Here is a 9,923-nt window from a genome sequence, read left to right on the forward strand (position 1 = left end):
GAATTCTTTCTTCTGCATCTAAAAGGCTTTTCTGTGCTTCACGCATTTCGATACCTGAAAGGTTTCCCAGCATATAACGCTCCATGGCAATCTCATGGTTTTCTTTAGCGGCTACAAGGTTCTGGCGTTCCAGGTTCAGCATTTGCAGGTTGTTCTGGTAAGCTTGCCATAAGTTGCTCAGGTCTGCACGTAAGGCTTGTTCCAGTTGTTCGCGTTCCAGGCGGGCATTCTGAATGGCAATACGTGCATTGTTGCGTTCTCGGCGACGGTTTCCGTCGAACAGGTTGAAACCGATAGTCAGGCCGAAGTTGGCACCAAGATTACCGCGTTGGATGTTAGTGGCGATATCGTATTTGTTGAAGGTATAGCCATAACCGCCGTTCATCTTCAGATAAGGATAGTCGCGGGAACAAACCTTTTTGTAATCCAACTGGGCAAGCGTGTTGTTTTGATAGGCTTTCAACAGAGAAGCGTTGGTTTGCAGAGTCATGTTCCAAAGCTCTTCAAAGTTTAGTCCACCGTCTACGTTGATCAGACTGTCTTGAATAATGATGGGCTGGTCTACATCTTCGTTCGCCATCAGTTCGTTCAGTTGGATACGGGAGGTATGCAGCAACTCTTGCTGTTTCATATACTGGGCACTGTCTGCATTGAAGTCTACCTTTGCCTGTTGGTAATCCAGACGGGAGAAGTTACCGATGTGATAACGCTCTTCTACGATACGCAAACGCTCTTTGGACAAAGATACGGCATAGCGGAAATTATTCAGACGGATCTTATGTTGAAGATAGTTGTAATATTCGGCAGCGATGTTGGCTATCAGGTCTTCTACGGCGATACGGGTATTGGTTTCACCTTGTCTTTCCAACTCTTTCAGACGTTGGTAGTTGGCGGTGATGTTGAAGCCGTCGAAGATAGTCCAGTTCAGATTAAGCCCCACGTTCATGGTCTGATCGAATACACCATTCTCTTTGACATGTTCTCCGGTAGCCCGCACTTTGCTGTCTGTATTGTCTACGGTTCCTTTATAACTTGCAGAGAGATCAAGTGTCGGCAGATAACCGGCGTTTCCCAGCGTGGCGTTGTTTTTGCTGACTTGTTCCTCGTTGCGGGTAATGCGCAGCGAGTAGTTATTTTGAAGCCCGTATTCCAGGCAGGACTTTAATGTATAAGATTGCGGCATCTGCGCTTGTAACGCAAGCGAGGTGCTACAAATGGCTATGAGGGATAAAATCGTACGTTTCATGATTTCTTTAACTTACTTCTGTTAGTAGATACATAACTATATATGGCAGGTACGATGTACATAGTGAGGAATGTGGATACCAACATACCGCCCACTACGGCTGTACCCATGGCAATGCGCTGGTTACAACCTTCACCCGAAGCGAATGCCAACGGTATCAATCCGAGAATGGTAGAAGCACTGGTCATTAGGATGGGGCGCAAACGTTGCAAGGATGCATCCTTGATAGCTTCCATTTTATCTTCTCCGGCTTCTTGTTTCAGGTTGGCAAACTCTACAATAAGGATACCATTCTTTGCCACCAGACCAATCAACATGATGATACCGATCTGACTGAAGATATTCATTGTAATATCGTTGAAGTACATGAATATTAAGGCTCCGGCAATAGCCAAAGGCACGGTAAGCATGATAATCAACGGGTCTTTGAAACTCTCGAACTGTGCTGCCAGAATCAGGTAGATCAGCAGGATTGCCAATACAAAGGCAAACATCAGACTGGAGGAACTTTCTCTATATTCTTTGGAGTCTCCCGTCAGTGCGGTACGGAATGTATCGTCCAATGTCTCTTTGGCAATCTTGTCCATCTCGTCCAACCCTTGTCCGATGGTTTTCCCATCAGCAAGTCCGGCAGAAATAGTGGCGGAAACGAAACGGTTGTAACGGTATAATTGCGGAGGAGCGATACCGCCGGTCAGTTCAATCAGATTGTCCAACTGCACCATTTCACCTTTATCACTACGAATATAGATGCCTTTCAGGTCGGAAGGTTTATTGCGTTGCTGGCGGTTGATCTCACCCAATATCTCGTATTGCTTTCCATTCATATAGAAATAACCCATACGCTGGCCGCTCAATCCGTATTGGAGTGTTTGCGCAATATTGCGTGTGCTTACTCCCATGATACTTGCCTTGTCGCGATTGATATTGATGCGGGCTTCCGGCTTACTGAACTTCAGGTTCACGTCGGCCATTTGGAAAACAGGATTTTCATAAACTTTCGCCATAAATACCGGTAATACTTCTTGCAGCTTTTCGATGTTGGTAGCTTGTAATACGTATTGCACCGGCATACCACCACGTCGTCCACCGAAAGAGGATGATTGTTGCACAAACGAACGTGCCTTGGTCTTTTTCTGCACAGCCTTCGAAATTTGTTCGGCTACTTCCATCTGTGTATAGTCACGATCTTTCATGTCCTTCAACGTGATACGTACATTACCGCTACCACTTGATACACGTGCCGTTACTGATTCTGCATCCGGCAGAATGGAATCTACCAACTGGTTGATGTCTTCCGTATAATCTCGTATGTATTCATAGGTTACACCCTCTGCTCCACGTGTATTGATACTGATTTGTGAACGGTCTTCCAATGGTGCCATCTCGGCAGGGATGGCATTCCACAGAAATACGATAATTATCAATGTTGCTAAGATAAGTGGCATAGCCAGCCAGCGCTTGTGCAGGAATATTTCCAATGACCGGCTGTAGATGCGGTTCATTCCTTCGAAAAATGGCTCGGTTTTCATATAGAACCAGTTCTTCTTTTCTTGTTTTACCAGCAGTTTGGTGGCAAGCATCGGAGTGAAAGTCAATGCGGCAAAAGAGGAAATGATAACAGAACCGGATACCACGATACTGAATTCACGGAAAAGTCGTCCAGTCATACCGTCCATAAATACGATGGGGAAGAATACGGCTACCAGTGTGATGGTGGTAGAGATTACGGCAAAGAAAATTTCCTTGGCACCCTCGATACCGGCTTCTTTGGGTGGCATCCCGCGTTCAATACGGACATAAATGTTTTCTGTCATTACAATGGCATCATCCACCACCAGACCTACTGCCAGCACTACCGCCAGCATGGAAAGTACATTGATGGAGAATCCTGCCAGATACATTACGAAGAATGCTCCGATAAGCGAAACGGGAATCACGATACAGGGTACCAGTGTTACACGCCAGTCGCGCAGGAAAAGGAAGATAATGATAATAACGAGAATGAATGCTACATATACCGTTTCCTTTACCTCACTGATAGAAGCACGGATAAACTTGGTATTGTCGAAACCATAAGAGTATTGCACGTCATCCGGAAGGTCTTTTTGCATCTGTTCCATGCGTTCATAAACGGCATCGGCAATCTTGATGTGATTGGCACCTGGTTGAGGTACTACAACAATACCTACCATCGGTACACCATTCATTTTCATGTAACTCTTGATGTCCGCCGGTCCTAATTCTGCCCGGCCGATATCGCTGAAACGGATGATACGGTTATTATCTTCCCGCAGAATCAGATTATTAAATTCTTCTGCCGTATGCATCAATCCTAATGTACGGATGGTGAGTTCCACCGTATTACCTTCGATACTACCGGATGGAAGTTCCACATTTTCTTTATCTACCGCATTCTTAACATCGATGGGTGTAATACCGTAACCTGACATCTTGATAGGATCGAGCCAAAGACGCATGGAATAACGTTTTTCACCCCAGATACTAACACTGCTGACGTCTGAAATAGTCTGCAACTGTTCTTTGACAGTGAGGTCTGCTATTTCGCTCAGTTCCAGTAAAGAACGTTTGTCACTTTGCAATGCTACCATCAGGATCGGTGTAGCATCCGCATCTGCTTTTGATACGGTAGGAGGGTCACAGTCGCGAGGCAGATAACGCTGGGCGCGTGAAACTTTATCACGCACGTCGTTTGCGGCCGTTTCCAGGTCTACGGAGAGTTCAAATTCTACCGTAATACGGGATGAACCTTGTTGGCTGACACTGGACAAGGAACGGATTCCCGGGATACCATTGATGTTTTGCTCCAATGGTTCGGTAATCTGGTTTTCGATAACATCGGCATTTGCACCCGGGTAGGAGCAGGATACCGAAATGATGGGATTATCCACTGACGGATATTCGCGGACGCCGAGATAGCTGTACCCGATAAGTCCAAAAAGCAGGATGATAAGGGTAAGCACTGTGGAGAGCACCGGGCGCCGTATGCTGAGTTCGGATATGTTCATAAGGCGTCTGGTTTAATAGATATTATCCAATGTTACGGGTAATCCTGTGCGGAGCTGCAATGTTCCGGAAATTATAATTGTATCTCCGGTCTGCAAACCCTGCAATACTTGGGTTTCAGCTTCTGTACGTATGCCAGTTTGTATTTCTACAGGTTGGGCTTTTCCAGATTTATAAAGGAAAATCTTGTCCTTACCCATTTCCGGAACGATAGCTTCGGATGGAACGGCAAGGGCATCATGGATTTCATTTTTACTTAAGCGAATATCCGCATAGCGTCCCGGCATTACATTACCGTTGGCATTGGGGTAGAGGGCACGCAATGTCAATGTATGGGTGTTTTGATCCATTCTCGACTCGCGTGCGTACACTTTGGCATGGAACGTTTCAAGCTTACCCTCAAGTCCGAAGTTTACTCCTGCACCGATTTTTACGTCATTGGCATAACGTTCGGGAACGGAAAATTCTACTTTCAGCGGAGATACTTTTGTAAGTTTGGCAACGATGGTAGTGGGGGAAGCATAGGTTCCGACACTGACTTGGCGCAGACCGATTACACCGTCGAACGGAGCACGGAGCTCGGTTTGTGCAATGTTAGCTTCTATCAGGTCTATGTCTGCATTCAGGGTTGCCAATTCAGTTTTTACCTGCTCGTAGGCTTCCTTACTGACTGCATCCCGCTCCAACAATGCATTCTGGCGGAATACGCGGTCTTCTGCCAATTTCAGTTGGGCAACAAGACGTTGCAACTGTGCCTGTAAAGGCCGGTCGTTCACTTTAGCCAGCAGTTGTCCTTTTTTAACCTGGCTACCTTCCTCAAAATTGATTTCTATGATTTTACCTGAGGTTTCGAAAGAAAGATCCACTTCCTCATCAGGCAACAGGCTACCGCTGATTTTGATTTCATCTTTGAGCAGCTGTGGCTTTATGATCTTTGCGTTTACATTTAATGCTTTTTTGCCATTGCGGTTACTGCTCATAACTTTGTCGGCAGCTGCCAATTCTTTATTCTCTTTAGGAAGCTGGGAATAAATACCCCAACCTATCAGTCCGGCACCAATGAAAATGATAATGCCCCATTTAACTTTTTTATTCATGTATCAGTATTAGTATTATATCAGATATTAAGTTAGATTATGTAGCACTAATTTGGACATATTAGGAACAGAAAGGTTTAATGCGAAAAGCGTTAAAAAAGGTAATAAAGTGATAATGTAATAGCACAATAGCGTGTTATTATGATAGGATGATAAAGTAATAGACTGATAAAACGTTATCACATTGTTGCTTTATCAATCTATCGTTCCTTTTAATATGCAGCCCGGTATTTACCTTCCTCTTTGTCTTCCAACATGTTAAGGTATGAGGCATAACGCGATTCGCTGATGTAGTGTTCCTCTACAGCTTTTCGTACGGCACATCCCGGTTCGTGGCGATGCGTACAGTTACCGTAACGGCAATCGGCAGAAAACTTAAATATCTCCGGGAAATAGTGTCCTATTTCCTCCTCTTCCATATCGAATGTTCCGAAACCTTTGATGCCCGGTGTGTCAATGATATATCCGTCTCCCGGAACGGGAAACATCTCAGAGAACGTAGTGGTGTGCATTCCTTTGTTGTGGTAGGCGGAAATCTCCCCCGTTTTTACGTCCTGTTCAGGCAATATTGCGTTGATGAGCGTTGATTTTCCTACACCGGAGTGACCGGAGAAAAGTGTTACCCGCCCTTTAAGTTCTTCCTGAATGAGTTCAATGCCTTCACCGTTTTTGGCGGAGACTTTAAAGCAGGGATAACCGATAGTGGTATAGAGATTGATGAGGCTGTTCATATAATGAAGTTCCTCTTCATTGTATGCGTCTATTTTATTGAAGATGATCTTTACCGGAACACGGTATGCTTCGGCAGAAGCCAGAAAACGGTCGATAAAGGTGGTGGATGTTTCCGGATAGTTGACCGTTACGATAAGCATGCTTTGGTCAAGGTTTGCAGCGAGAATGTGCGATTGCTTGGAGAGATTGGAAGCACGACGGATAATGTAATTTTTCCGGTCTTCTATTTCACTGATGAGAGCAGTTCCTTCCGGATTCAGAATGATTTGTACATAGTCTCCCACAGCTACCGGGTTGGTACTGCGAATGCCTTTTAACCGGAAGTTACCCTTGATTTTGCACTCTACACATTTACCTTCGTCGGTTTTTACCAAATACCAACTACCTGTATTTTTTATTACCAGTCCCCTCACTACTAATTAGATGAGTAATGAAGAATGGAGATATTCTCCATTCTTCATTAAATTATTATACGGTCATGATTTCTTTGTCCTTTGCAGCCAGCATATCATCAATTTGCTTGATGTATTTATCGTGAATCTTCTGCAATTTCTCCTCACCTCCTTTTTGTGCATCTTCTGCCAGGCCGTCTTTAACAGACTTCTTTAGGCCATCGATTGCATCACGGCGGGCATTGCGTACGCTCACTTTGGCAGTTTCGCCTTCACCTTTACACTGTTTGGCAAGTTGTTTACGGCGTTCCTCAGTCAGCGGTGGGATACCGATACGGATGATTTCACCGTTATTTTCCGGCATGATGCCAAGGCTGGAGTCAATGATAGCTTTCTCAATCACCTTGAACATACTTTTGTCCCAAGGCTTGATGACAATACTACGGGCATCCGGAGTATTTACGGCAGCTACGTTATTGATGGGAACCATGCTTCCGTAAGAGTCCACACGGATACCGTCCAGCAAACGAACGTCTGCTTTTCCGGCGCGGATGTGAGCCAATGCTTCTTCCAGATACATGACGGCCATATCCATTTTTTCTTGCGCTTCATCTAAGATCTCTTTTACTTCTCTCATATTTCTTAGTTTTGAATTGTGCTTTTAGAATTTTTGATTGAACAAAAGTAGTATAATTTTGTCTATTTGCAAAATATTAGCTAACAGGAATAAAGCAAATTGCTTATATTTGTCGCATTTATATATAGAAATTAAAAGTATGCCAACCTATTTTGAAAATATGTCATTTGATGAAGTCTTTTTGAAATTCAAAGAGAGGTTTATTCGTTTCTCCAGGGCATATGTTTCTGATAGGCAGGTTGCCGAGGATATTGTTACTGATGCCTTTATTGCATATTGGGAAAATAGGGCAAGATTATCTGATAATACGAATATTCCTGCGTATATACTGACGGTGATAAGGAATAAGTGCTTGACTTATTTGAGGGATGCCAAATTACATGAAGATATACTGGCTGATTTGGTGAAAGTGGAGGAGTGGAAATTGCAAATGCAGATAGCTTCTCTGGAAGCTTGTAATCCTTTCGAGATTTTTACGATGGAGACTTATGAATGTGTGAGGAAGGCTTTTTGTGAACTTCCGGAAAAGACCAGAAAGGTGTTTTGGTTGAGTCGGTATGAAAGTAAAACTCATAAAGAGATAGCTTCAGAACTGGAAATTTCTATTAAGACAGTTGAGTTCCATATCACTAAAGCTACTAAGATGCTGAAAGATAAACTGAAGGATTATTTTCCCATATTACTCCTATTCATATAATCCAGTTGGTTAGTCTATAGAGCGGATGAGTTTCCTTAAGTTTGGAAAAGAATTAATCCAGTTAGTGGTTTAACTTCTTTTTAAGTCATTCTTAATCTCTTTTTTCCGAAAACTAATCTCTTACCATACGAATATTTATTCTTTCCATCATGGTTGAAAGAATAAGTGTCTGCGATGTTTTCTTTGGCTGTTAAAGGAAAAGGAGGTAGAAGTGGTGGTCTGACGGCTTAATTCCCATATTTATGGTTACTGAATAAAAAAAAGAAAAAATATTCTTTTTTCACTAGGGGGTTGTATTACTTGCGAGTTTTATAATCGTAAACGAAGATAAATATGAAAAACATCAATGATTTTTTTAGGTTTTACAGTCAACAGACTTCATTGGAAGAAGATAAGGAACTGATGGAGTGGGTGGAGGAATCAGAGCAGCATAAACTCGACTTTATGAATTCCTGGCAGATGTATCACGCCATGGGATTGTTGGGAGAAGAAAGGGCAGTAAGCGATATTTCAATAGGCAAGCGATATAGAATAGCAACGTGGACTAAATATGCTGCGGTAATAGTGCTTATTTTTGTGACAGGCTATTTCTCTTCTTTATTATGGCAATCCCGGCAGCAACAAGATGAATTAGTGCAGGAAATTTCAGTACCACGGGGACAGCGTGTGAATATAACATTGTCCGATGGTACCTTGGTATGGCTGAATTCATTGACAAAAATAAGTTATAATCCATCATTCTCGGGAGATAAACGCATGGTACATCTGGATGGTGAAGCTTATTTCGAAGTGAAACGGAACGAGAAAAAGCCTTTCATTGTACAGACTTCTAAAGGTGATATCGAAGTGTTGGGGACAAAGTTCAATGTAGAAGCCTATACTTCCTCCCCAAAACTAGTGACTTCCTTGATGGAAGGTTCCGTGAAGTTTTCGGCAGGTGCCCGGTCTATTGTACTGAAACCACTCCAGAAGGTACTATTGACAGATGGCATTATGCTATTGAGTAATATAACTAGTCTGGACGATTATACTTGGAGAGACGGATTGATGAGTTTTACCAATGCTTCTTTTGAAGAACTAATGGAGAAATTTGAAAAATATTATGGTTATAAAATTATAATCGAAAATCAGAAAGTGAAAAACTTGCGACGTTCCGGTAAGTTCCGTTTATCTGATGGAATCAACTACGCATTGGATGTTCTTAAAAAAGATATGAACTTTTCGTATACGAGAGATATAACAGATTCAATAATAACTATAAAATGATAAGCCTATGAATTGACACGTAAGAAATGCATGTTTATTGATTTTTTTTGTTAAAAAAGGAATACCGGTCATCTAGGCCTCGACCAGTATTCCTTGAACAAATCAACACCTTAGTATTAATTTAAAATCAGTACAAAGATATGAAAAAAGATTCTTTGTGGAATTACTTTGCCCTTAAATTTTGGAATAATCAGTCTTATAAGATTATGAAAATCACATTTTTCCTTCTATTTGTAGCTATTTTTAGTATGTATGCCGCTAATGGTAACTCGCAAAATGTGAGGGTATCCATTCAGCGTGATAACTCCTCCCTGAAGAGTGTTCTGGATGACATTGAGGAGCAGACGGAATATCTGTTTATTGTCCATTCGAATGTTGATGTCGATAAAAATGTAACGATGAAAGTGAATAATGAAACTTTGTCGAAAGTACTGGGAATGCTGGCTAAAAAAGCTGGGGTTCGTTACTCTTTATCTCAACATCATATTATTTTATCGGATGATATTGTTGAGAAAAAAGAAGTGGTACAGCAAAAGAAACTTGCCGGGACGGTGGTAGATGAAACCGGGGAGCCTTTAATTGGAGTAAATGTAATGGTACAGAATAACGGTAGCGGCTCAGTTACAGATATATCTGGACGTTTTGAGTTAAATGCTTCTGCCGGTGATATTCTGACTGTTTCGTATGTGGGATATATAACCCAGAAAATAAAAATAACATCATTGATAGAATCTTTGAAAATAGTATTGAAAGAAGATGCACAGATGCTGGATGAGGTGGTTGCTATTGGATATGGTACGGTGAAACGTAAGGATATAACCGGTTCGGT

General features: G+C 42.3%; 8 protein-coding genes. 3 read left to right on the plus strand and 5 right to left on the minus strand.

Annotation, left to right across the window (positions count from 1 at the left end):
• The 5 genes from BACCELL_RS17645 to frr form a co-directional block, all read right to left on the minus strand.
• Positions 1-1,246, minus strand: a 1,246-nt coding sequence (locus BACCELL_RS17645; RefSeq protein ID WP_007213326.1) for a TolC family protein, incomplete at its 3' end; no start/stop codon positions are given.
• Entirely contained in the window at positions 1,243-4,275 is a 3,033-nt protein-coding gene (locus BACCELL_RS17650; RefSeq protein ID WP_007213327.1) for an efflux RND transporter permease subunit, read from the minus strand. The genes BACCELL_RS17650 and BACCELL_RS17645, both read right to left, overlap by 4 nt.
• A 12-nt stretch (positions 4,276-4,287) precedes the next feature.
• On the minus strand, positions 4,288-5,370 hold the full coding sequence (locus BACCELL_RS17655) for an efflux RND transporter periplasmic adaptor subunit (RefSeq protein WP_007213328.1): 1,083 nt from the start codon (positions 5,368-5,370) through the stop codon (positions 4,288-4,290).
• 212 nt (positions 5,371-5,582) lie between these two features.
• Positions 5,583-6,515 (minus strand): ribosome small subunit-dependent GTPase A, encoded by a 933-nt coding sequence (gene rsgA / locus BACCELL_RS17660; RefSeq protein ID WP_007213329.1) that lies wholly within the window; start codon positions 6,513-6,515, stop codon positions 5,583-5,585.
• A 55-nt stretch (positions 6,516-6,570) separates the two neighbouring features.
• Complete coding sequence (gene frr / locus BACCELL_RS17665) at positions 6,571-7,131, minus strand: ribosome recycling factor (protein WP_007213330.1); 561 nt, start codon at positions 7,129-7,131, stop codon at positions 6,571-6,573.
• A gap of 139 nt (positions 7,132-7,270) precedes the next feature.
• Here frr and BACCELL_RS17670 point away from each other — a divergent pair, with 139 nt between their 5' ends.
• The 3 genes from BACCELL_RS17670 to BACCELL_RS26125 form a co-directional block, all read left to right on the plus strand.
• Entirely contained in the window at positions 7,271-7,828 is a 558-nt protein-coding gene (locus BACCELL_RS17670; RefSeq protein ID WP_007213331.1) for an RNA polymerase sigma-70 factor, read from the plus strand.
• Between the two features lie 333 nt (positions 7,829-8,161).
• Positions 8,162-9,094, plus strand: a complete 933-nt coding sequence (locus tag BACCELL_RS17675) for a FecR family protein (RefSeq protein WP_007213332.1) — start codon at positions 8,162-8,164, stop codon at positions 9,092-9,094.
• Positions 9,095-9,234: 140 nt separating this feature from the next.
• A partial coding sequence (locus BACCELL_RS26125; protein ID WP_007213333.1) for a carboxypeptidase-like regulatory domain-containing protein occupies positions 9,235-9,923 on the plus strand: 689 nt, incomplete at its 3' end.

Origin of the sequence: Bacteroides cellulosilyticus DSM 14838 (genome assembly GCF_000158035.1) — a bacterium.
GTDB lineage: Bacteria > Bacteroidota > Bacteroidia > Bacteroidales > Bacteroidaceae > Bacteroides > Bacteroides cellulosilyticus.